We start from the raw sequence: 23,345 nt of genomic DNA on the forward strand, positions 1-23,345 counted from the left end.
TAAGGCTATGTGTTAGTCGCCGATTTTATTAAAATGGGCAATAAATAAATATGCCGTAAGTGGCAGTAAGTACCTAATAAGGTGCAGTGCGCGGGCAGTTGTCGCACATTGCATCGATAGTATCGAGATTTGCCCACAAGGCCAAGACGCTATTTTCTTAGGTTTCAATACGTTGAGTTGAGAATAACTTATGACAAAAACAACAAAGCAGACTCCATCTTTGGCAAATCCATTTGCAGAGGAAAAAGAAGTTGAGTTTACCATTCCTGGTCAGATCTCCTACGAGCCCGGCCTTTATGAAGAAAGCTTAAAGTCTGGCTATGATCTTATTCAGCGTCCTAAGAAGGCCGCCGGTGTTGCCAGTGTGACCAAGCAACACCAGAAAAAACGTATGACCATCTGGGAGCGTATTCAAGTTCTCACCGATAAAGAACCAACCATCCTCTACCAAAACTGGGGTAAAAACCTCGATGGCGCTTCGCTTGTCACCGCTATTGTCAATATCAATGGCCGTGACGTTGCTCTTTATGGTCATGATTTCACCGTTCGCGCCGGTTCAATGGATGCGACTAACGGTAAGAAACTGGCCAAACTTTTTGAGCTGGCCGGTAAGCGTAAGATTCCATTGATAGGCTTAAATGACTCTGCGGGTGCTTTTATACCTGCCGGTGTTGGTGGTCTTGATGGTTATGCAGAAGCCTTTACCGCACTGCGTAAAATCAACGGTGTCGTTCCTTCGGTTATGTGTATGTTTGGTTTTAACGCAGGTGGCGGCTCCTATCTACCGCGTCAGGGCTCGTTCCTGATACAACCGAATGAAACCTTCTTCGGTTTAACCGGCCCTGGTGTTGTTAAGTCTGTCCTCGGTGAAGACGTAACCCCTGATGAGTTGGGCGGCCCTGGCGTTCACTCGCAAAGCGGTGTGACTGATTTTGTTGTTGAAGATGAGGTGGCGGCACTTCAAAAGGTGAAAGAGTTACTCAACTACCTGCCTTCAAGTAATGCAGAGCTGGCACCATTTCAGCCAACCTCAGACCCTGTCGATCGTAAGACCTGGGATATCGATATCCTATTGAAGAAGGCTTTCAACTCGCCTACAGGCTTCAATACACCGCTTGATATTTCTATTATTATCCAGCAGATCTGTGATCACGGCGATTATACCGAAATCCAGCCCGAACGTGCTCGTAACACCATTACGGCACTGGGCCGTCTCGGCGGTAATGTGGTTGGTTTTGTCGCCAATAACTCGGCGGTGTCATCGGGACAAATCGATATTGCTGCAGCCTATAAGAATGCGCGTTTTATCCGCTTCTGTAACGTCTATAACATTCCCGTTATTTTCCTTGAAGATACCACTGGCTTCCTGCCGGGTTCTGAGCAAGAAGCCGGTGGTATTGTACAGGCTGGCCGTGCCATGCTGGATGCGATTATCGATCTTCGTACGCCAAGATTCTTGATGATTATTCGCAACGCCTTTGGTGGTGCCTACGCGTCATACAACAACTACCCAACAGGTGCTGACTTTGTTTGTGCTCTGCCGACTACCCGAGCTGCGGTAATGGGGCCTGCCGGTGTTGAGTATGTCTATAAGAAAGAGTTGCGTGATATTCGCGGCAGTGTTGCTCAGCGTGTGGCGGCAGCGACCGCAGAGCAGGTAGCTAACGGTCTTACTCAGGAAGAAGGGAAGGCGGCGGCAGAAGCCGATGTTCAAGCCTGGGTTGCTGCCGAAGAGGCACTGCTTGTTACACGTTATGAAAAAGAGCTGATGAACCCGAACGAAGCATTGAGCTTAGGTTCTATCTCGCAAATCGTTATGCCTTCTGACCTTCGTAAACTGATGGCAGAACAGCTGGCATTCCACATGCGCCATTACAAGCCAGAACCGATGGCTGATGTGCAGCGTGAATTCCACTAATAGGCAAGATTGAGAAAGATTAAGAGGTTTATCCAATGACAAGTAATAACCATTATTTGAACAACCCTAAAATCCACGCTGATCGTAGCCTGGCTAACAGCAGCAGTGAGTGGGTTAAAAGCTTTGCCTGTAACGACTTAAAGCCGTTAATTATTTGCCGTGGTCCTATCCGCAAGGAAGCGATGGATGTTTTCGACGAAATGGGCATTAATAACTACGGCATTTTGCTTTCCGAAAAAGATTCCATTACCTATGCCAATGCTTTGGCGCCAGAATTACGTAAGCTGACGGACCCCAGCCGTGTACACCGTGTACCTGATTACACCGGTGCAGATAAGGAAGAGCGTCAGCAGCGTATTCGTCAAATCATTGCCATTGCTCACGATAACGGCTACAACTCTATCTTTACTGGCTACGGTTTTATGGCCGAAGATGAAGAGATGGTTCGCTCGATGGAAAACGCGGGCCTAAACTTTATTGGCCCCTGCGCTAATACCGTGCGTGATGCTGGCTTGAAGGATGAAGCCAAACGTACCGCATTGAGTAACGGTGTATCGGTGACGCCGGGTATCGATAATGCCAGTACCCTAACGGTATTGAAAAAGCATAAAGATTTAGACGGCCTTAAAAAGCTGGTGGCAGATCAAGACCTGGCTGTTGATGCGACAGTGCTCGACAGCGATGTGTTGTCACTGGAAGAGAAAACCAATGCGATTTTGACCGCCTCGTTCGAAAAAGGCATTGATCTTTTCACCGTCGAAGAACTGGGTGAGCAGTTAATTGTTGCTGTGACCAAGATGTTTGAACAGTATCCTGAAAACCGTGTTCGCATGAAGGCTATTTCTGGCGGCGGCGGCAAGGGACAGCGTATTCTACCTGCGCCAAACAGCTATCAGGGTACACTGGAAGAGCGCATTGTTTTGGCCTCAGCCCGGGCACCAGAGCTTGCACTGGAAATCCTCAACGAGGTGAAATGTAACGGCGTCGGCGATAACAAGAATATTCTTGCAGAACTGAATATTGAAACCACACGTCACCAAGAGATTCAAGTTGTCGGTAACGGCGACTGGTGTATTACCATGGGTGGTCGTGATTGTTCGTTGCAGATGCATGAACAAAAGCTATTAGAAGTTAGCGTGACGGTTGAAGAGCTTAAATTAACCATCAGCGATGCAGAGCAACGCAAGGCGCCAGCGGCTGAAATAGCAACGCTGAAGCAAGACCTGGTTGTGTTGGAGAAAATGGAAAACGAAGCCGCCAAGTTTGGTGGTGCCGTTGGTCTGGATAGTGTCTCAACCTTCGAATGTATCGTCGATGGCTCCAGTCACTTCTTTATGGAAATGAACACCCGTATTCAGGTAGAGCACCGCGTTACTGAGCTTTGCTATGGATTAAAGTTCACCAACCCTGACAACAGCGCTGAAAGCTTTGTCGTTAACTCGCTGGTTGAGGCGATGGTATTAATCGCACGTCACAGCACCCGCTTACCAAAACCTGTGCGTATTGCTCGTGATAACAGCTCTGTCGAGGCACGATTAAATGCCACCAACCAGGCGTTACAGCCACATGCTGGTGGTATTATCGACAATTGGTCTAATGCCGTTGAAGGCGAGATCCGTGATGATCAGGGCATTAGCATGCACAACCCTGATACTGACGTTTTCATGAAGTATCACTTGGCTGGCGCCTATGATTCAAACATCGCCCTGCTGTTGACCACAGGTAGTACTCGTCGTGACACCTATGAAGCGATGAGCGAAGTGATACGCCAGACGACCATATCGGGTAAGAATCTGTGTACCAACCTTGAGTTTCACTACGGCTTGGTTAATTGGTTTATTGGTCAGGGCATCAATGCTAGGCCAACGACCCGCTTTATCGTTCCTTACCTGACAGCTGTTGGCCAACTTAAAGAACAGGCTAACAATATTGATGTGGCTTATGCATTCCAGCAATTCAAAAAGGCCTATGTGAAGTCAGCGGCTAATGACGATATCGCCAAGGCTATTTCTGTTGCTGTTGATCGTAAGTCGACACTACTGACGCGTCCGGTTGAATTCCTGTTGGCCGAACCACATATTTTGTCCGGTTGGTTAAGCCTCAACCACAGCAATTACACTGTTAACAACGGCGAAGTGACCTGGTCTAAGAACCCGATTGAGGTATTGTCTGAGCTCTATCACTTCCTCAATATGGATTATGTTGAAGGCGCCGCTGCACTTTACCAAATCTGGGATCATGACCATGCATTGCTGTCAGAGGCATTGTCTTTCTACCGCGACTTAGAACAGCGCTTAGATATCAGCGATTGGGATAGCCTTTGTCAGTTATTGACTGGCGATGCGCCAGCCGGTTTTGATGCTGAGCTTTGGGATGCGGTATTGAATGCACATGTTGGTTTCCAGGCCGGTGTCGATTTATTGTCACTCTTGCCTTACCTTGCCGCTCAAACGGATTTCTTCTCGTTAAAGATTAACGATGATCTCAGCATTGATATCCCCGATGTTTTGACGGATGAAGATCTGCAAGAACGTATGGCCAAGGTACTCGTGCCGCCACCGGTAGCAAAGTCTGATGAGATTGTGGCTGAGTCCGGCGGTATGTTTTACCCCCGCGAAGCACCAGGCATGGATGAGTTTGTTGTTGAGGGCAGTCACTTCAATGCCGGTGATCCGCTGTATATTGTTGAAGTCATGAAGATGTTCAACAAGGTCTACGCACCTTTCTCAGGCACCATTGAGAAAGTGTTGGTGGAAGGCGATGCTGTCATTATCTCTAAGGGGCAACCACTGTTTAAGATAACGCCGGATGAAGTCGCGGTGTTCGAAAGCGATGAAGATATTCTTGCGCGTAAGCGTAAAGCAACGGGATTATTCTTGGCCGCGAATGCTTAGATGTAAATAAGAAGGCACTTCGGTGCCTTTTTTATTGATTGAATACTGTATACGTTTGTTTTTTGTTCGGTTGTTTTCCGAGCAATGCGAGGAGTAAAAATGATTACATCGCTAGACCACATTGCCATTGCGGTACCCGATCTCGACCGTGCTATTAAGCGTTTTATGGACGATTTTGGCATTGAGTTTAAGGGAACTGAAGACGTTGAACGCGCCAAGACAACAACGGCTTTTTTCCCCATCGCCGGCACCCAAATTGAGCTGGTTCATCCCATTCGCGAAGGCGAGGGGCCGGTGGCTAAGTATCTGGAAAAGAAGGGTGGAGGTTTGCACCACATCTGTTTCAGTACCGATGACATCCTCGGCGACGTGGCTATGTTGAAAGAGAAGGGCTATGTGTTCTTGTCCGACGAGCCCAGTATTGGCGCCCATGACTGCCAGGTGATTTTCATTCACCCAAAGAGCAGTGATGGGGTGTTGATTGAGTTGAGCCAGCCTCCTGCTGGTCATTGAGAACTCGTTAGAAAGAAACGACAGTAATTTGGGGTGGCGAGCCACCCTTACAGAAATAGATGAAGTAAAAGGTTGGTTGATATGTCAGATAACAAATACAATCCAGAGCAAATGACAGTAGAGCAGTGGCAGGACCTTGCCAATAAGCAGCTATCTCGTAGTGGCAAAACGTTAGACGATTTGGTTTGGAAAACACCAGAAGGCATTGACGTAAAACCACTTTACACTGCAGAAGATATTGCTGATTTAGAATATACCAATACCATGCCCGGCATGGAGCCGTTTATTCGCGGCCCACAACCGACTATGTATGCAGGCCGTCCTTGGACAATCCGTCAGTATGCAGGTTTCTCTACGGCGGAAGAATCTAACGCTTTTTATCGAAAGGCGCTGGCGGCAGGTGGTCAGGGCGTTTCAGTTGCCTTTGATTTAGCTACTCACCGTGGCTATGATTCTGATCACCCTCGTGTAACAGGTGATGTTGGTAAAGCGGGTGTTGCCATCGATTCGGTTGAAGACATGAAGGTTTTATTCGACGGTATTCCGCTCGATAAAGTCTCAGTGTCGATGACAATGAACGGTGCAGTACTGCCTATTCTGGCAGGCTATGTTGTCGCCGCTGAAGAGCAGGGTGTCAGCCAAGAGAAGTTGGCAGGTACTATCCAGAATGACATCTTAAAAGAGTTCATGGTACGTAATACTTATATCTATCCGCCTGAACCATCGATGCGCGTGATCGGCGATATTATCTCATACGCCACAGATAATATGCCCAAGTTTAATACCATTTCAATTTCTGGCTACCATATTCAAGAAGCTGGTGCGGATGCAGCACTCGAATTGGCCTATACCTTGGCCGATGGTAAACAGTACATTCGTGCTGCCCTCGATGCAGGCTTGGATATCGATCAGTTTGCAGGCCGTCTATCGTTCTTCTGGGGCATTGGCATGAATTTCTATATGGAAATTGCCAAGATGCGTGCCGCACGTCTGTTATGGGCAAAAATTGTTGAAGAGTTTAAGCCGAAGAATGCTCGCTCTAAGATGCTGCGTACGCACTCTCAGACATCAGGCTGGTCATTAACCGAGCAGGACCCGTATAACAATATCGTTCGTACCACGATTGAAGCGATGGCGTCGGTCTTCGGTGGAACTCAGTCACTGCATACTAACGCGTTGGATGAGGCTATTGCCTTACCGACTGAATTTTCTTCACGCATTGCCCGCAATACCCAGTTGATTATTCAGGAAGAGACCGGCATTACCAATGTGGTTGATCCTTGGGGTGGTTCTTACATGATGGAGAGCCTGACCAAGGACATCATGGACAAGGCATGGGCACTGATTGAAGAAGTGGAAGAGAAGGGTGGCATGGCCAAGGCCATCGAAACCGGTTTACCGAAGCTGAAAATTGAAGAGTCGGCGGCTAAGAAGCAAGCTCGTATTGACCGCGGTGATGATGTTATCGTCGGCGTTAATAAGTACAAGTTGGACAAAGAGGATGACGTTGAAATTCTCGACGTCGACAACGTTGCAGTCCGTGAATCACAGATTAAACGCCTGGAAGAGTTGCGTGCCAACCGTGATGAAGAAGCGGTAGAGGCAGCATTAGAAGCCTTGTATCAAGCGGCTGAAACCGGTGAGGGTAATGTCTTCGACCTGGCTATTAAGGCGACTCGTCTTCGTGCCAGCCTCGGTGAAGTATCCTTTGCACTGGAGCGTTCATGGGGCCGTTTTAATGCCCAGGCGCAGACTGTTTCGGGTGTGTACGGCAGTGCTTACCAAGGTGATAGTGAGTGGGAAGGTATTCAATCCGATATCGATGGCTTTGTTGCACAGCACGGCCGTCGTCCACGTATGCTGGTGTGTAAAATGGGACAGGACGGCCATGACCGTGGAGCAAAAGTTATTGCTACGGCCTTTGCCGATGTTGGTTTCGATATCGACCTCTCGCCGATGTTCTCAACGCCGGAAGAGGTTGCCAAGCAGGCAGTTGAAAACGACGTTCACGTTGTTGGCGTGAGCTCACAGGCTGCGGGCCATAAAACGTTGGTACCTGCGTTAATTGGTGAACTCAAAAAGCTTGGTGCAGATGATATTATCGTGGTTGCCGGTGGTGTTATTCCTCGCCAAGACTACGACACGTTATATGCATCCGGCGTGAAGGGTATTTTTGGTCCAGGTACTCAAATCCCTCTGGCAGCACGTGATGTATTGACGGCCATTAACGAGGCGTCAGCCGGTTAATGTTAAGCGAGAGCTGGTGCAGTGACTGACGATTAATCACTTCACCGGCACATAAAAAGCCAGCCTAGCCTATGCTATGCTGGTTTTTTTATCGCCAGTGTTTCATTTTATATCTGTCAAATTGTGTTTATTTTTTGTTGGTGAATTATGTCTGTAATCAATATTGATCTGCTCTGTAGCGGTAATCGTCGTGCCTTAGCCAAGGCCATTACCCTGGTTGAGAGCAAATTGGATTCACATCGTCAACAGGCGCAGGAAGTGCTACAGCAGGTGTTGCCGAAGACGGGCAAGAGTATTCGTATAGGTATCAGTGGTATTCCTGGGGTTGGTAAGTCGACCTTTATCGAGGCTTTTGGGCTTCACCTGATTGAGCAAGGCTATAAAACAGCTGTGTTGGCCGTCGACCCGAGTTCACCGGTTCATGGCGGTTCGATTCTTGGTGATAAAACCAGAATGGAGATGTTGTCTCGCAAGGATGATGCCTTTATTCGACCGTCACCTTCTGATGGTGCACTTGGCGGTGTGGCACAGAAAACACGGGAAACCATGCTGTTATGTGAGGCGGCAGGTTATGAGGTGGTGATTGTTGAAACTGTTGGTGTTGGGCAATCAGAGTACGAAGTGGCCGCCATGGTTGATTTCTTTTTGGTATTAATGATCCCTAACGCAGGAGACGAGCTGCAAGGGATTAAGAAGGGCATTATCGAACTGGCCGATGCTTTGGTGATTAATAAGGCCGATGGCGAGAGTATTAACCTTGCTAAGCAAACGCAGCGGCACTATCAAAATGCCTTCCACTTATTAGGCAGTAATACGTTTTGGACGCCTCAGGTGCTTACTTGCTCGGCATTAAGGCACGATAACATTGATGCGGTTTGGGGCATGATTTCTAACTATAAGATTGATGCCATTAATAATGACGTGTTTTATCAGCAACGTAATAAGCAAAATATTGATTGGATGCAAAAGCTGATTGCCGAGATGTTGGAATTAAAACTGAAGCAAAACCCCGAGGTTGTCAGTGCCTTGCCGCAACAAAAACAGCAGGTAGCCAGTGGTCAAACCACGCCCTATGCGGCGGCAAAACACATTATATCGATGCTATAGCTGTGGCGGTGTACCGCTGCCGCGATAAAATTTTATGGCGGCGTCAATGGCCATAATAGACAGTGCACAGCCGATAAGCAGATAGCTGAACAGGTTTTCTGACGGTATTTGTTCGCCCACTATTATGATGCCGACCAGCAATATTAGCGGGGGTTCGAGATAGCTCAGCAAGCCAAATAATGCCAGTGGTAACCTGCGGTTGGCGGACAAATAGCACAGCATTCCCGCCGCACCTAACAGGCCGAGCCCGGCGAACAACAAGAGCTTATCCACGGTGTAGTCAAAGGGATGATTGACCCCTTCAAAGTGTCCGCAGGCCCACCATGCCACTGGTAGTAGAAGTATATTTTCGATCAGAAAGGCGCTGACGATGGGCAGCGACTGTTTTCTGCGCAGCATAAAATAGAGCGGATAGCCCAATGCCACAATCATGGCTGTCAGTGACAGACTGCCATTGATAATAATCATGTAGATGACACTGCTCACCGCCACTGCGGTGGCTAACCACTGGGCAGTGCTGAGGTTTTCGTGATAGTAAAAGCGGCCAATAAGTACCAGCGATATTGGCAATAAAGAGTAACCTAGAGCAAGACCAACGGTGTCTCCCATCATGGGCGCCCAGACAAATACGCCCCATTGTACGCCGACTAATAGCGCGCCGGTTAGCAACCCCGGCCAAGCCTGCACGGATAGTAGTGGCTTCAGTGCCTGACGCAGGCGACCGGCGGCAGCCAGTGCGGTGGCAATCAGTAGAGTGGTCCAAATGATACGTTGACCGATGGCAGCGTAGCCGTTGGTGTTTTGCAATAGCATCAAGTAGGCGGGAATGGCCGCGAAGATAATCGCCGAACATATAGAGAAGATGACACCCTGACTGGTCGTCGATATCTTGGCAGTGTTAGTGGTCATATTCACGTTTATTCGATACCGGTTGAATTATATGTAGGCGATTTATGGTTAGTATGTGGTGATATTTCACGTAAACATGTTAGGAACCAGATTTAATCTCCACAGCATACTGTAATTTTATCGAGCCCATGATAATGTTTTTATTACGAAACTAATAAAAACAATCAATATCATGGAATGTGTTGTTAAGTATCTGATTATAATTTGTTTCTCTGTTTTTTTTCAGGCCGCCTTTGGCACTGAAAAAACCCTGTATATCGATCATAGTGGCCAACAGTTAATCCTGCCTTATGTTGATTATGCCATTGAGCCTGATCAGCCTGTCACGGCTGCAGCATTATTTGATAACGATGCCGTACTCGACTTTCAGCCGGCCCGTCATTTTCAACTTCAGGATCATCAAGCCACATGGTTTCGGTTAATAGTCAATAACCCCAGTGATCAGCCGGCAGAATTAGTGCTTAATATGAACGATGTTTTGTTCGATAGTATTGAGTTGAGCTATTTTCGAGATGCCGAGTTAATCACGCTCAAGGCAGGTCTTGATATTGCACACAGTCAATGGCCGGTGGATTATCGCTTGATTGTATTACCGTTAAGCATTGACGCGCACAGTGAGCAGCGTATTTATTTTAGAGTGTATTCTTCTCAGGTAGGGCTGTTTCAGCCAAGACTTAGCACTCTGCTGCATTTTTCTTCTACCAGTAGTATGTCAAATACAATCAATCTGTTATTTATTGGTATCGGCTTGGGTATCTGCCTCTTTATGGCGTTCTTTATGCCGATGGTGATGCCGGGTCGAATAGCATTAGGATTTGTCCTGTATTTGACGCTATCGATCATGGTACTGGCCTCTGTCTCAGGCCTGTTTATTTATCTGATGCCAGATCATCCTGATTTACACAAGTTTGTCCTCGTGGCGCTGTTGGTGATTAACTGCATCTCTGTATTGGCGCTGTTCAATTTGTTTTACGAGGTGCACCGCTGCAATCCCCGCCTGCATAAACTGTATGTTGCTGAGGGTGTACTAATTCTGCTTATGCTGGCGGTATACCCTGTGCTTGGTGGTTATGAGGGGCTGATTCAACCCGTGATTGTCTGTGTGTTTTTAATGTATATTCTGCTGTTTTATACTGCAGCGATTAAATTTCATGAGGGGTTTACCGGCTCCGGGCTGTTTCTAATTGGGCTTGGGGTGTATTTAGCCACGTGTTTCTATGCCGTCTTTGCCGCCAGAGGCTACCTACCTTTCAATGCCTTTATCCGTCACAGTGTGGGTTTTGGTATAATTTTTCAGGCGGCTATCGTCTGCTGGGCCATAGCGCAAAAGGGCAAGGCGGCCCAGCGAGCCAGCGATTTACTCAGTAAGGATGTCGCCATTGCGCAGTCGGCTAATCGCCATAAGAGTGAATTTTTAGCCACAATGAGCCACGAGATACGGACGCCGGTTCATGGCGTATTGGGCATGGCCCAAATGTTACAGGCCTCAGAGCAAACCGAACAACAGGCCGAGCACACGCATGTCATTATACATTCGGCCAACATGCTGTTAGCAGTCATTAATGACATCTTAGATTTTTCAAAAATCGAGGCCGGAAAAATGGAGCTCGATCATACACCCTTTAATTTGGCTGAGTTAGCGCAGTACTCTCGTGCATTATTTGCCCCGCAGGCAGCGGAAAAAAATCTAACCTTCACGATAAACGTCGATGAGGCTTGCCCGCTGTGGTTCAAAGGTGATGCGATTCGCCTGCAGCAGATTATTAATAATCTGTTGAGTAATGCGTTTAAGTTTACCGAGCAGGGTGTGGTTGCCATGTCTATTTGTAGTGAGAGGATAAACGACAGAGCAGCGGTTTTGTTGTTTTCAATAGTCGACAGCGGTATAGGCATTGCCCGTAATAAGCGCCAGCAATTGTTTAGCGCCTTTACCCAGGTCGATAAATCTACCACGCGCAATTATGGTGGCACGGGGCTAGGCCTTTCGATCAGCCAGCAATTAGTGCATCTGATGGGCGGCGAAATTGATGTTAATAGTATAGAGGGCCGGGGTGCAGAATTTTGGTTTAGCATTGAATTAGAGCGATGTACTGATCAACCCTGTACTAAAGAAATAGACTCGACACAGCACAGTGCGAGTTTGCACACTGAACCTTCGGTCAGGTTTTTGGTGGCGGAAGACAATATCGTCAATCAGCAAGTGGTCACAGCCATGCTGCTCAAGTGTGATATCGAAGCGGTTATTGCCAACAATGGCAGTGAGGTTATTGACATTTATCGCCGTCAGAGCAGTCGTTACAGTGCCGTTTTAATGGACTTAGAAATGCCGAGAACCGATGGTTACACGGCGACGAAGGCGATCAGAGAGTTTGAACAACGACACTCCTTGGCAGCCATCCCTATTATTGCGCTCACTGCACATGCCCTGGAGGATAATATCGACTGTTGTTATAGCGTCGGCATGGATGCCGTACTAACAAAACCACTACACTTTGACGCTCTGGTTAAAATGCTGGAAAACCATCAGCTTATGCCCCAATTGCAGTAGTTGAAACCTCTCTGTCGCCCTAAGGGCTTAATTATTGTGTTAGCAGTGGTGATTATAACCGGTCGTTAATGTTATGGTGGCCGTCATATCTGCTGTTTGGATCAGCAATCAAAATAACAATGTGTTGAGGTTGTAATGGATAGTCAAAAATTACATAACACCGGCAAGGGGCTGGTTAAGTTTGCCTGGGGCGTTGAAATACTGGCGGTATTGATCGGGTTGTTAATTTCATTAATGGTGTCGATATCTGTTTATCGTGAAATCAGTGTCTCTGACCGTGGTTTTGAATTTGCTGATTTATCGGCCATTCTTGTTGCCGGTTTACCGTTTATGTTGGTGGCCGTGGTGGAGTTATGCAAGATTCCGTTGGCCACTGCCATGATGTTTGCCAAACACTTTGTCTGGCGCATAGGTTTCTTAGTCGCCGTGCTTCTGCTGTCGTTGATTACTTTCGAGACGATGTTGAATGGTTTCGAGCGTAATTTTTCTAATCTAACGCTTTCTATCGACGAACAGAAAGACAAGGGCAAGCGGGTCAATCGTACAATTGATAATATCAATGGTAAAAAAGACGAACTGCTTTATTTTACTCGCGATGATGTCGACTCTGAGTTTGAACAGCTGTTAGGTGTGAATAATGCCAATTACAATCGAGAGCTTGAACATCAGCGTGGGTTTATTACCAAACAATTAAGCCGTATCGATACCAGCCATATTGCAGAAACCGAAGCTAAAATTTCACAGCTACACACCCGTCAGCAGCAAGTGTATGATCAGTGGGATGTGGAGCGCAACGAGATCCAACAGCGTATACGTGGATTGCTCAATAATAACATCGGTAATGTGCTGGGCGATAAGCAAAAGCTCAGTGACGAACTCGATGAGTTAAAACTTGAGATGAAACAGGCGATGGCCGATGCGACCTTTTTGACTCGAGACAGTGTAGAGCGAAAATATCGCGCGCTGGTCAAGGCTAAAGAACAGCGTTTATATCAGGTGACAGACTACTCGGCAGGCCAACAGGCGCTAAGCCAGCAGACCGGTAGCGAAGATATGCTGCAGCAACAGTTATCTGCGGTGTCGGCAAAGTATCAAGGCCGTATTGATGATCTTGAGGCTCGAATAGAGCGCTTGCGTAGCCGTATGAATCAGCAAATAGCGGAGGATCAAGGCCTACGTAAACGCTATCAAACGCAGTACGCTAACTTTGCCAATAAGGCACGTTCTGTGCGAGATACTAATAACGGCAAGGCTGAGGGTGAGCGTGATGTTAAGATGGTTGAGTTGGATCAAATCATGTTAAAGGTGAAGGTTCTGGACGATGAACTGTATCAGCTCAATGAACAGTTGATTGATATTCACTTTCAGATCAACCGTCTAGTGAGCCGTAATCAGATATATCGTATTGCAGCCTATATTACTAACAATGAAAACGCTGTCGATGTGCCTAAGTCGATTGTAGGTCTGGTGGCATTGGTCTGGTTTGCCTCGTTATCATTTATCTGTGCAGTCACCGGTGTTTTCCTCGCCATAGCCGGTATGTATCTGATGAAGGTATACCCTGAAAGGGACGAGGCTATGCCGAATGAGTTTATATTCAACGCTAAAGAGACTGAATTTGAACCTTCGTCAGCAGAGCTAGAGCGACAGACAGATCGGCCGAAACAGCGTGATTTAGAGCCGGCTTGATAACGGTGGTCATCAGAAAAAAAGCGCTTATGGCGCTTTTTTATTGTCGGTTAGTTGTGAGGTGAGGGCGGTGATGAGCAAGGGTAGGGTGATTTCTAACTGATCAGGTAGGCCGGATAATCGCTGCTGGCTTGGATTGTTGTTCATTGCGGCCTGTAAGCAGGCGGCGCCGATAGCGGTTTGAATCACACTGAAATAACCGTTCAGTGCTTGTTGCCGCGTAAAGCCTGCAGCGGCGAGTTTTTCGACGAAGGCGTTGGTGACGAGGGTGGCCTGGCTGCCTAGGCGAAGTGACCCCAGCAGTGGTATCCAACTGCTTTGCTCGACCAGTGAACAATACATGCCCCGTGCCACTTGGTCGACCCACTCCTGCCAAGATAACTCAGCAGCGGGAAATACGTCGGCACGCCGGATCACTTCATCAAGAGTTGCAGCTAACAATTGCTCTTTGTTGGGAAAGTGTTTATACATGGCCATCGCACTGACACCAAGCTCAGACGCTACTTTTCGCATTGTCAATTTATCGATGCCAACCTGGGCAATCACACTGAAGGTGGCATCGATAAATAATTGGCGGCTGAGGGCGGGTTTAGTCACAATGTTATCCTAGGTTGATATGCCGAGCAGTATACTGTGCCTATATGAGTTTTTCACCCGCCGGGGTTGTATTGGCCGGCTCGAATACTACCGGTAGCGTGATTAAAGTACGGGCAAACATGGAGGCTAAAAACGGTGCCTCGCCATCGATACGCATATGACGCGTGCGAAGTAAAAACTCTTTCAATACGATACGGATTTCAGTTCGGGCAAGTTCTCTGCCGATGCAGGCGTGAATACCGTGACCGAAGGTCAGATGTTTCTTACCATTGTGGCGTTGTAGATCTATTTTTTCGGGGTTGTCGAAGACCCGCTCGTCCCGATTGCCTGAGGCCCACATTAAGAAGATACGACTATTTTTGGGCAGCTTCACCCCGTGTAGTTCGCAGTCGTTTTTTGTCCAGCGAAAATGCCCTTGAAACGCCGCCTCTAAGCGAAAGACCTCCTCAATAAACGGCGGTAAGTTACCGTCGATATCGCTGCGTATTTCTTCGGCAATATTGGGGTTGTCTATGAGCATTTTCAGGGCATTGCCCATGCTGGTGGCTGATGAGTCACTGCCGGCTAATAGCAATTGCATAATGCCACTGACGGCAACGGCATCGGTCATTGGGTTTTGTGGGTCGGTGGCAGCATCGACGAAGATACGGCTGAGATCACTGCGGGGTTTTTTCTTGGCCAGTAGGTACTGCTGCCAACAGTAACGCATAAATACCATCATCTGTGAGCGACTGTACATCAGTTCCGAGGTTGTCGAAATGCCGCTCTGTGTTGAGATGCCGTGAACACACCAGCCCTTGATATCTTCAAAGTCCTCTTCTGGAAAGCCGAGTAGCTTAATGATTAATACCATCGGCAGCTTCCAACCAAACTGCTGCATGAATTCAACACGGCCACTATCGATAAACTCATCCATCATGGTCTTGCAAAGCGTCTCGACTTCGCTTTCTAGGCCTTTGACGAATCGGGCGTTCAGGCCCTTGTGTCCAACCTTGCGTTCGCTGGTATGCTTCGGAGGATCTGACAGCGCCAATACATCGCTGGGAATGACACCCATCTCGGCAATCTTTTCCATTTTGGCGCCGGCCTTTTCGACACTGGCGCCACTGCGTAAACCGGCGATAATACCCTGATGGGAGGAAGAGTAGTTATCAGTATCGCGGCTAACGGATACGATGTCTTCGAAGCGGGAGATACAGAAGATACCGTTGGGTAGCTGATAGACTGGGTGCTCGTCGCGAATCACCCGATAAAAATCAAATGGATTTTGAAAACACTCGGCCTGCAGTGGGCGAAAGTCCTCTGGTGTTTGGGGGTTGGCAACGGCAGGCAGCTGTATCTTGGGCGGAGATTTTGACTGCCTGCGAGCTATCTGCCAAGCGCTATAGCGCAACAGAGCCTGCAAACTGTAAGACAGTGCCTTGCGACGGCTGTGATAAAGAAAATCCTGCATGGTAATCCTTTAGTTGTTTTCTTCAACTATAAGGCTGTAGGTTTACAATGTAAACCTGCAATGAAAAAACATACAGATACAAAAAAGGCACCCGAAGATGCCTTTGCTGATATGGAAAAAGCGATACTGTTTATTTGTTTTTCTTGCAGTAGGCGGCAATGATGACCATGCCGACACCATCGGCCTTGCCCTGGATGTTCAGTGGGTCCTCTGTGAGGCCGATATTGCGTACGGCGGTGCCGCGTTTGATAATCATACTCGACCCCTTGACCGGCAGGTCTTTGATAATGGTGACGTTGTCGCCGGCTTGTAATTCGGTGCCGTTGCTGTCTAAACAGGGAGGGCGTTCTGGTTCTGGCAGCCCTGATTTAGCCCACTCGAGATGGTCGTCTTCAAGATACATCATGTCGAGTAGGTCGGTTGCCCAAGATTGCTGTTGTGCCATTAAGGTCAGCGCGCGCCAAGACATGACTTGCACCGGTAGCTCTGGGTTCCACATACTGTCATTGAGACCCCGCCAATGATTAGAATCCATGGTTTTAGGGTTGGCCAGCTGTGTATCACAAGTAGGGCACATGAGAATACAGCTGCCAGCACTGGGGCTGACTACCGGTGGCATTTCATAGACAAACAAGTCGTCGCTACTACCACACAGCTCACACTTGTTACCGCTGCGCTGTTCTAGGGCTTTTTCCGTACTCATGACAATCTCCTAAAATTTGCGACATCTTAAGTGAAGCGTGCAAGGGCTACAATAGAGACAGACCAAAAAGCATTATAGTTTATTTAATCATCCTACATTTTCCAAAATATACCCCAGGCACCGGTGGCGGTATAAGTATGGCTGGACTGCTCGAATTCTTTACTGGTAATGGAGAGGCTGATATTCGTGCCCCAGCGTTGACGGTAGTAGACTAAGCCGGCAACGGCGGTAGCCTGCAAGACTTCGGCGTTGGTGCTGACCTCGCCCGGTCGGTCGCCATCAACCGTAATATCGTAGGGACGGTATCTGCCCTCGGCGCCAGCGTAGGCAAAGTAGCCTGTGGAACCATCTGCAGCATACTGGGGGGTTTCATTAAACTTACCGGGAGTGAAACCAATACCGCCGAAACTCTGATCGAGGTTTTTCCCAAACCGCGTGATCAAGCCTGTCGCCATTTCCGTCTGATAATTACCAAGGCTGGCTCTGCCCTTGGCGGATATATCGTACTGCCAGCGGGAGAAAAAACTGTCACGATGGATCAGTCTATCGGTTTCAAACCCTGCATTGAGTACCCATTGATCGTCAATTTGATAGGCCCAGCCCATCGGCTCATTGACATCAATACTGCGGTGAATATATTTCTGAAAATGATCCCCCTGAGCCTGCTCACCAACAGCGCCAATCATCAGCCGATAGTTGTCGACTCTGCTGGCACTGAACTGTTTAACCGAGGTTTCGACAAACATCAGGGCGGCATAGGGGCGTTGATCCGGTTCGGGTTCAGTCAGGGCGATGTCTTCTGGCGTCCATAATTGATGTCCGAATCGATAGCCAACCTTATTGAGCATCTCTTGGCGATCAGACAGCCAAGGTAATTTTGACAATGAAAACCAAGGCAGGTCATCGGTGTGTTGTTTAGCCGCCGAGTTATAGTCAAGAAACAGACCATTGGTATAGTTTTGGTCGGTATGCACCATGGTGTCGTTTTCAAAGGTAAAGGCATAGGTAGCCATACTGGCATGGGCGCCAGCAGGGATTGCGAAAGCGGTAAATGAAGAGACACAAAAAGCGGGTAAACATCGGGCAGTAAGCATAGTGGTTTCTACCTATCAGTGACTAGCTGAGTTTATATCATGCTGATGATGACTTTCCGCTTTAACTATTGGTAAGTTGGCGATCGATGTCGAGTAGATCAATAATTGCACTGCGCGGTTCGGATTGAACAGGGAAGTAATGTAGAGATCATCGTCGAATTGACTGCCGTCATAGCCCTGTTCTTTGTTGAGTAGGCACTTTCAGCTCGCTATCCAGAATCCCTGATGATGACAGAGGCATTAAATGACGCTGGTATTGCGGTGTTGTTAGGGCAGAATTCGTTGAAGCAGTGGGATTTTTGCTAGCAGCATAGTGATGAATAAGGCGGCCACCAGTGTGAAGATGCTAATCAAGCCAATGGCCAGCCAATCACTGCCAAACCAGCTGTAGACACCGTTGTCGAGCTGGCGAACAGGGATTAATAGAATCGGATGAATCAAATAAATGCCCAGGCTGTACTTGCCGATGGTGTTGACTGTGGTTGCGTAGCGTTGTTCAAGCCTGGGGGCAAAGTGTTGGCCCAGCACAAAAATCATACCGCCAATAATCACGGTGTTAATCGTCTTATAATCCATGAAAAAACCACTGTATTGACCGGTTTGCAGAGCAATGCCCCAAGTACCTAGAATATTGATTGTCATGCAGGCCAAGCCAGCGGCGACCCAGTATTGGAGTTGCTGGCTGTTGTCGCGGTTATGAAGATACCAGCCGAGTATCAGATAGCCGGTGTAGAGCACGACATCTTGGGTAATCGCTGTCTGTACCTCTAATAAAAAAATCGAGGTCATAAACAGCCAGGTGGCGATCAGCAGTTTGATCTGTTCTGCAGTCATCACTTTTAGAATAGGGATCAGCAGCGGAATGACAAAATAGAGTGGAATGAAATCATAGAAAAACCACAGATGGTACCAGGCCGGTGTGTTGTTAGCGGCGGCCAGGGTGCTGACGGCGCTGGTGCTGCTCCAGCCATCGGGGCCGAAGCCGACGATCAAACTATAAATAATTGTCCAAGCGGCGAACGGGATGAGTACCTTCATCAGTCGTCGCGAGAGATAATGGTCGCATTCAAATGGCCGCTTATCCGACAGCAATAACGCACCGGTTATCATCATAAAAACCGGTACAGCCCAGCGGGTAACACTGTTATAGCTGACGGTGGCCAGCCACTCGCCAACGGGTATCTGGCCATAGAGCTCCCGCATTGGGCCGAGCACATGAATAATAATAACAGCGATGGTAGCGACACAGCGCAGTAAATTAAGATAGAAATAAGAGGGTTTGGCTTGTGTCATATCAACTACTTAGGTGACTTTTCGTTAATGTATAGGACTGATTGTAGAACAATAAGTTCGAATGCTTTTTACTAGAGTGACTGCGATGGATCAAAAAAACAATACGTCACCGCTGCGTCAGTGGCGAGAATAATAATCAAGATTAACCATTTGTTAAGTTGTTGTGTTAAAACATTAGGGTTATTTTACAGGTGTAAAGCAAAATAAATGACAGCACAGGCTATGAAAATAACAACAAAACGAACCAGCACATTGCTAGCACTATTGCCGCTATTGGTGTTGGGGTGTGGCCAGACTAGTGAGGACAAGGTTGCAGCATATCAGCCGCTACTGGCAAAGCAGGTATACAGCGACAAACCCATGGATACCTCGCCATACTGTGATCGTTACAGCGCTGAACGCATCCCCCTGTTTGGCGATCTGCATGTGCACACCAAGTATTCTCTCGATGCCAGCACCCAGGATACTCGCACCTCGCCGTCACAGGCATACCAGTTTGCCAAGGGTGAAGAGCTGGGCATCGCGCCGTGGCGTGAAGATGGTACGGCGATGCGCAGTGTGCGTTTAGAGCGTCCCCTCGATTTTGCCGCAGTGACTGATCATGCCGAGTTATTTGGTGAGGTTGAAATCTGTAACAGCCCTGAATTAGAGGGTTATGACAGCTGGCAGTGTGGTATGTATCGCCGTGTGCCCAAGGCGGCGTATTTTGTCTTTAATTACTTTTCCGCGGTGAATGCTGAGCGAATGGGTTTTTGCGACCGTGACGACGTCGATTGTAAGGCGGCGGGTCTCAAGCCTTGGCAGGATATGTTGGCAGCAGCGGAACAGCATTACGACCGCAGCCGCAACTGTGATTTCACTACCTTTGTTGCCTACGAATGGACCGGGGTTTCTCCTGAAACCGGCAACCTGCATCGCAATGTTATTTTTCATGATGAACATGTACCAGCGCTGCCACAAAGCTATGTTGACTCCCCTAGCATCGAGGGGCTGATGGATAGCCTCGATGCCACCTGTGACCCGGTCAACGATCATTGCGATGTGGTTGTCATCCCTCATAACTCTAATCTCAGTGCCGGTATGATGTTCAAACCTTTGCAGATGGAAGACAAGGCGTTAAAGGCCCAGCTATATCAGCGACGAGCACACTATGAACGCTTGGTTGAGATTATGCAGCACAAGGGCGCCTCGGAGTGTTACTTTGACCCGCTGACCACCAGTGATGAATTATGCGCCTTCGAGCCGCTGCCCTATGACCGTTTCTCTGGTCAACAGTACGGCGGTGACGAGGTCAAACAAAAAGCCGATACCGGCTTTGTACGCGACAGTCTAAAAGATGGCATTGTCGAGCAGATTGCCAGCGGTGAAAACCCATACAAGTGGGGGTTTATCGGCAGTACCGATACTCACTTAGGGGCGCCGGGTTTGGTCGATGAAAAGGCTTATCCTGGCCACGGCGGCGCCGGGGGTGGGGCGACAGAGGCAGGCCTGACCGATACTGTGGAGTATAACCCCGGTGGTTTGGCCGTCGTCTGGGCGGAACAGAATAATCGCGATGCAATTTTTGCCGCGATGAAGCGCCGTGAAGCCTATGCCACCAGTGGCCCGCGCATGACAGTGCGCTTCTTCGGCGGCGACCTGCCTGAAGATATCTGCCAATCGACAGAGTTGGCAAAGCAGGGATACAGCAACGGCGTGCCCATGGGCGGCGATATCACCGCCTTGGCCGAGGGTCAGGCCCCACGCTTCGTGGTCAGCGCCAGTCAGGATGTCGGCACCTTGACGACACCGGCCAACCCGCTGCAGAAGATTCAAATCATCAAGGGTTGGGTTGATGCAGAGGGCAATAAACAGGAACAGATAGTGCACTTAGTCGGAGATGAACAGAGCCGGGGCACTGTTGATACCAATAGCTGTGCAGTCGGTGGCGGCGGCCATGCGGCACTGTGTGGTAGTTGGCAGGACCCCAGCTTCGATGCCCAGCAACATGCTTATTATTATGCTCGAGTCATTGAAAACCCCAGCTGTCGCTGGAGTCAATACAGCTGTGTTGAGGCTCAGGTCAGCTGTGATGACACCTCATCTGTCGGTGAAGGCCTTGAACACTGCTGCGATACTAGCATCCCCAAAACACAACATGAGCGCGCGTGGACTTCGCCGATTTGGTTCAGCCCCACCGCTACAACCCCTGTCGATCAACAGTTGAGTGTGACGCTGTAGTCGATGTTTGAAACAGGAAAAATTATGTCTAGCAAGTTGCAATCACCGGTACAGTTTGGCCGTTTATCGCTGAAAAACCGTATCATCATGGCCCCGATGACGCGATCACGTGGTGGTGCCGATGGCACTGCCACGCCGTTGATGGCACAGTATTATGGCCAGCGCGCCAGTGCCGGCATGATTATTAGCGAGGGCGTTCAACCGAGTGCCGACGGCAAGGGCTATATGGCAACACCGGGTATCTATACCGAGGCGCAGATTGCCAGTTGGCAGCCGGTTACCGAGGCTGTGCACGCCAAGGGCGGCACCATGGTGATGCAAATCATGCACTGCGGCCGTGTCGGTCACCCGGATAACAAAGACCCCGGTGCTGAGACTGTGGCACCGTCGGCAATCAAGGCTGAGGGTGAGATTTTCACCCCGAATGGCATGAAGGATTTTATCGAGCCGAGAGCACTGACACTAAGCGAGATCGACGTCGTTATAGCGCAATATCGTCAGGCCACCGAAAATGCCTATGCCGCCGGTTTTGACGGCGTTGAATTGCACTGTACCAGTGGCTATTTACCGGCACAGTTTCTCGCCACCGGCAGCAACCAGCGCCAGGACCAATACGGTGGCAGTGTCGAAAATCGCAGTCGTTTCGTGGTCGAGGTATTAGCGGCCATGGCCAGTGTCGATGGTGCCGACCGCGTCGGTCTACGCATCTGTCCAGGCCATCCGTTTAATGGTCTGTTCGATGCCAAGCCGCTCGAGACTTTTCAGTATTTCCTCAGCGCCATCAGTAACATGGGATTGGCCTATTTACACGCCATCAAGTCTCCTATTGAAGAGATTGACGTGATCGAGTTGGCCACCAACTATTTCAAGGGGCCGTTGATTATTAATGATGGATTTGATCAGGATTCGGCTGAAAATATAATTACAGAACAGCAAGTTGATGCGGTTTCTTTTGGTCGTTTCTATATTAGCAATCCAGACCTGGTCAAGCGTTTTGAATGCGACCTGCCACTGGCGGAGATGGATTTTGACACTATTTATGGTGGCGAGGCCAAGGGCTACAGCGATTATCCGGAAGCAGTCTAATGAGCAACATGGGGTTATCGACCCTACTAAATAGTCATCTTTTCGGCGCTGGCTTTTTGCTAGCATGTCAGGATAACAAACATGAGGAGTTAGGATGTTAGATTTAGAAGCCATCGAATTGATCAGGCAGCTTAAGGCACGTTATTTTCGATTTTTAGACACCGGTGATCTGGCCGGTATGAAGACAGTCTTCGCCGACGATGGCGGTATTCATTATCGCAGCCCAAGCTACGAGTATAAGAAACAAGGCTGGGATGAACTCGAAGCGTTCTTTGTTGCCTCGTTCAGTAAGACCAAGTTTGGCATGCACACCGGCCATCACCCTGAAATTACCGTCGATGGCGATACCGCCACCGGTATCTGGTATCTGCGCGACACCTTTGTCAGCCTCGATGACAACATTACCTTCGAGGGCAGTGCCATCTATAAGGATCAGTACATTAAAGTCGATGGCGAGTGGAAGATACTGCAATCGGAGTACGATCGACTGTTTGAACAGATTACCAAGCGTAACGACGATATGTTTATCACCTCCTGCCCGATTAAATAATCATCAGCAGGTAGCTAAAACGGCGTTTACGCCGTTTTTTTTCGTCTCGGCTTTGAGAATAGGGTGATTATCGGTTGTCTCCCTTACTCGCTGTGTTATATATTTGACGGCGTCAATTATATTAATAAAAGGGTTTCCTATGAGCACGCAATCCATCGTCGATATTAATGAGCAGGCGGTCACATCAATCAGCTACCATGCAGATGAACACAAGCGAGTAGAGGGCAACCCAAAGCAGACCCTGTGGGATATCTACAACGACCCATCTGAACAGTTTGGTACTGGCATTTGGCAGGCCGAGAAGGGTTGCTGGAAAGTCAGCTACAGTGAATTTGAATACTGTCATATTCTCGAGGGGCACTCGGTGATCATCGATGGCGACGGCAGCGAAAAACACATCAAGGCTGGCGATCACTTTGTTATTCCCGCCGGCTTTGAGGGCCAGTGGCAGGTGATTGAGCCAACCAAGAAGATTTACGTGATTTATGATCAAAAATAAAAGCGCTTGAGAGCCTAGCCTCTGT

General features: G+C 48.6%; 17 protein-coding genes. 11 read left to right on the top strand and 6 right to left on the bottom strand.

Annotated elements, in window-relative coordinates; translation table 11 throughout:
- Positions 1-190: 190 nt before the first annotated feature.
- The 5 genes from L9P87_RS01470 to meaB all read left to right on the top strand — a co-directional run bounded on the left by L9P87_RS01470 (position 191) and on the right by meaB (position 8,679).
- Entirely contained in the window at positions 191-1,918 is a 1,728-nt protein-coding gene (locus tag L9P87_RS01470) for an acyl-CoA carboxylase subunit beta (protein ID WP_237442893.1), read from the top strand.
- A 35-nt stretch (positions 1,919-1,953) separates the two neighbouring features.
- A complete protein-coding gene (locus L9P87_RS01475) occupies positions 1,954-4,812 on the top strand; it encodes an ATP-binding protein (RefSeq protein ID WP_237442894.1) in 2,859 nt (952 codons plus the stop codon).
- Positions 4,813-4,911: 99 nt separating this feature from the next.
- Entirely contained in the window at positions 4,912-5,325 is a 414-nt protein-coding gene (gene mce, locus L9P87_RS01480) for a methylmalonyl-CoA epimerase (RefSeq protein WP_237442895.1), read from the top strand.
- Between the two features lie 81 nt (positions 5,326-5,406).
- Positions 5,407-7,572: a methylmalonyl-CoA mutase gene (gene scpA, locus L9P87_RS01485; protein WP_237442896.1), complete on the top strand. Its 2,166-nt coding sequence runs from the start codon at positions 5,407-5,409 to the stop codon at positions 7,570-7,572.
- A gap of 147 nt (positions 7,573-7,719) precedes the next feature.
- Complete coding sequence (gene meaB / locus L9P87_RS01490; protein ID WP_237442897.1) at positions 7,720-8,679, top strand: methylmalonyl Co-A mutase-associated GTPase MeaB; 960 nt, start codon at positions 7,720-7,722, stop codon at positions 8,677-8,679.
- On the opposite strand, the gene rarD is transcribed toward meaB, so the two are convergent.
- Entirely contained in the window at positions 8,674-9,588 is a 915-nt protein-coding gene (gene rarD, locus L9P87_RS01495; RefSeq protein WP_237442898.1) for an EamA family transporter RarD, read from the bottom strand. The two genes, meaB and rarD, sit on opposite strands and share 6 nt — an antisense overlap.
- 172 nt (positions 9,589-9,760) lie before the next feature.
- Here rarD and L9P87_RS01500 point away from each other — a divergent pair, with 172 nt between their 5' ends.
- On the top strand, positions 9,761-12,136 hold the full coding sequence (locus tag L9P87_RS01500; RefSeq protein ID WP_237442899.1) for a hybrid sensor histidine kinase/response regulator: 2,376 nt from the start codon (positions 9,761-9,763) through the stop codon (positions 12,134-12,136).
- 135 nt (positions 12,137-12,271) lie between these two features.
- Positions 12,272-13,825, top strand: a complete 1,554-nt coding sequence (locus tag L9P87_RS01505; protein ID WP_237442900.1) for a coiled-coil domain-containing protein — start codon at positions 12,272-12,274, stop codon at positions 13,823-13,825.
- A 27-nt stretch (positions 13,826-13,852) separates the two neighbouring features.
- On the opposite strand, the gene L9P87_RS01510 is transcribed toward L9P87_RS01505, so the two are convergent.
- From L9P87_RS01510 to L9P87_RS01530, 5 genes are all read right to left on the bottom strand, one after another.
- The gene (locus tag L9P87_RS01510) at positions 13,853-14,422 is read right to left on the bottom strand and encodes a TetR/AcrR family transcriptional regulator (protein WP_237442901.1); all 570 of its coding nucleotides are present in this window, start codon (positions 14,420-14,422) and stop codon (positions 13,853-13,855) included.
- Positions 14,423-14,462: 40 nt separating this feature from the next.
- The gene (locus L9P87_RS01515) at positions 14,463-15,875 is read right to left on the bottom strand and encodes a cytochrome P450 (RefSeq protein WP_237442902.1); all 1,413 of its coding nucleotides are present in this window, start codon (positions 15,873-15,875) and stop codon (positions 14,463-14,465) included.
- A 130-nt stretch (positions 15,876-16,005) separates the two neighbouring features.
- Complete coding sequence (locus L9P87_RS01520) at positions 16,006-16,578, bottom strand: PhnA domain-containing protein (protein ID WP_237442903.1); 573 nt, start codon at positions 16,576-16,578, stop codon at positions 16,006-16,008.
- Between the two features lie 92 nt (positions 16,579-16,670).
- On the bottom strand, positions 16,671-17,672 hold the full coding sequence (locus L9P87_RS01525) for a lipid A deacylase LpxR family protein (protein WP_237442904.1): 1,002 nt from the start codon (positions 17,670-17,672) through the stop codon (positions 16,671-16,673).
- A gap of 267 nt (positions 17,673-17,939) precedes the next feature.
- Positions 17,940-18,965: an acyltransferase gene (locus L9P87_RS01530; protein ID WP_237442905.1), complete on the bottom strand. Its 1,026-nt coding sequence runs from the start codon at positions 18,963-18,965 to the stop codon at positions 17,940-17,942.
- A gap of 222 nt (positions 18,966-19,187) precedes the next feature.
- On the opposite strand from L9P87_RS01530, the gene L9P87_RS01535 reads away from it, so the two are divergent.
- The 4 genes from L9P87_RS01535 (at position 19,188) to L9P87_RS01550 (ending at position 23,320) form a co-directional block, all read left to right on the top strand.
- The gene (locus tag L9P87_RS01535; protein ID WP_237442906.1) at positions 19,188-21,185 is read left to right on the top strand and encodes a DUF3604 domain-containing protein; all 1,998 of its coding nucleotides are present in this window, start codon (positions 19,188-19,190) and stop codon (positions 21,183-21,185) included.
- A 24-nt stretch (positions 21,186-21,209) separates the two neighbouring features.
- Complete coding sequence (locus tag L9P87_RS01540; RefSeq protein WP_237442907.1) at positions 21,210-22,271, top strand: alkene reductase; 1,062 nt, start codon at positions 21,210-21,212, stop codon at positions 22,269-22,271.
- Positions 22,272-22,365: 94 nt separating this feature from the next.
- A complete protein-coding gene (locus L9P87_RS01545; protein ID WP_237442908.1) occupies positions 22,366-22,821 on the top strand; it encodes a nuclear transport factor 2 family protein in 456 nt (151 codons plus the stop codon).
- Between the two features lie 139 nt (positions 22,822-22,960).
- Complete coding sequence (locus L9P87_RS01550; protein ID WP_237442909.1) at positions 22,961-23,320, top strand: cupin domain-containing protein; 360 nt, start codon at positions 22,961-22,963, stop codon at positions 23,318-23,320.
- Positions 23,321-23,345 lie beyond the last annotated feature (25 nt).

It is taken from the genome of Sinobacterium norvegicum (genome assembly GCF_923077115.1).
In the GTDB taxonomy this organism is placed as follows: domain Bacteria; phylum Pseudomonadota; class Gammaproteobacteria; order Pseudomonadales; family Sinobacteriaceae; genus Sinobacterium; species Sinobacterium norvegicum.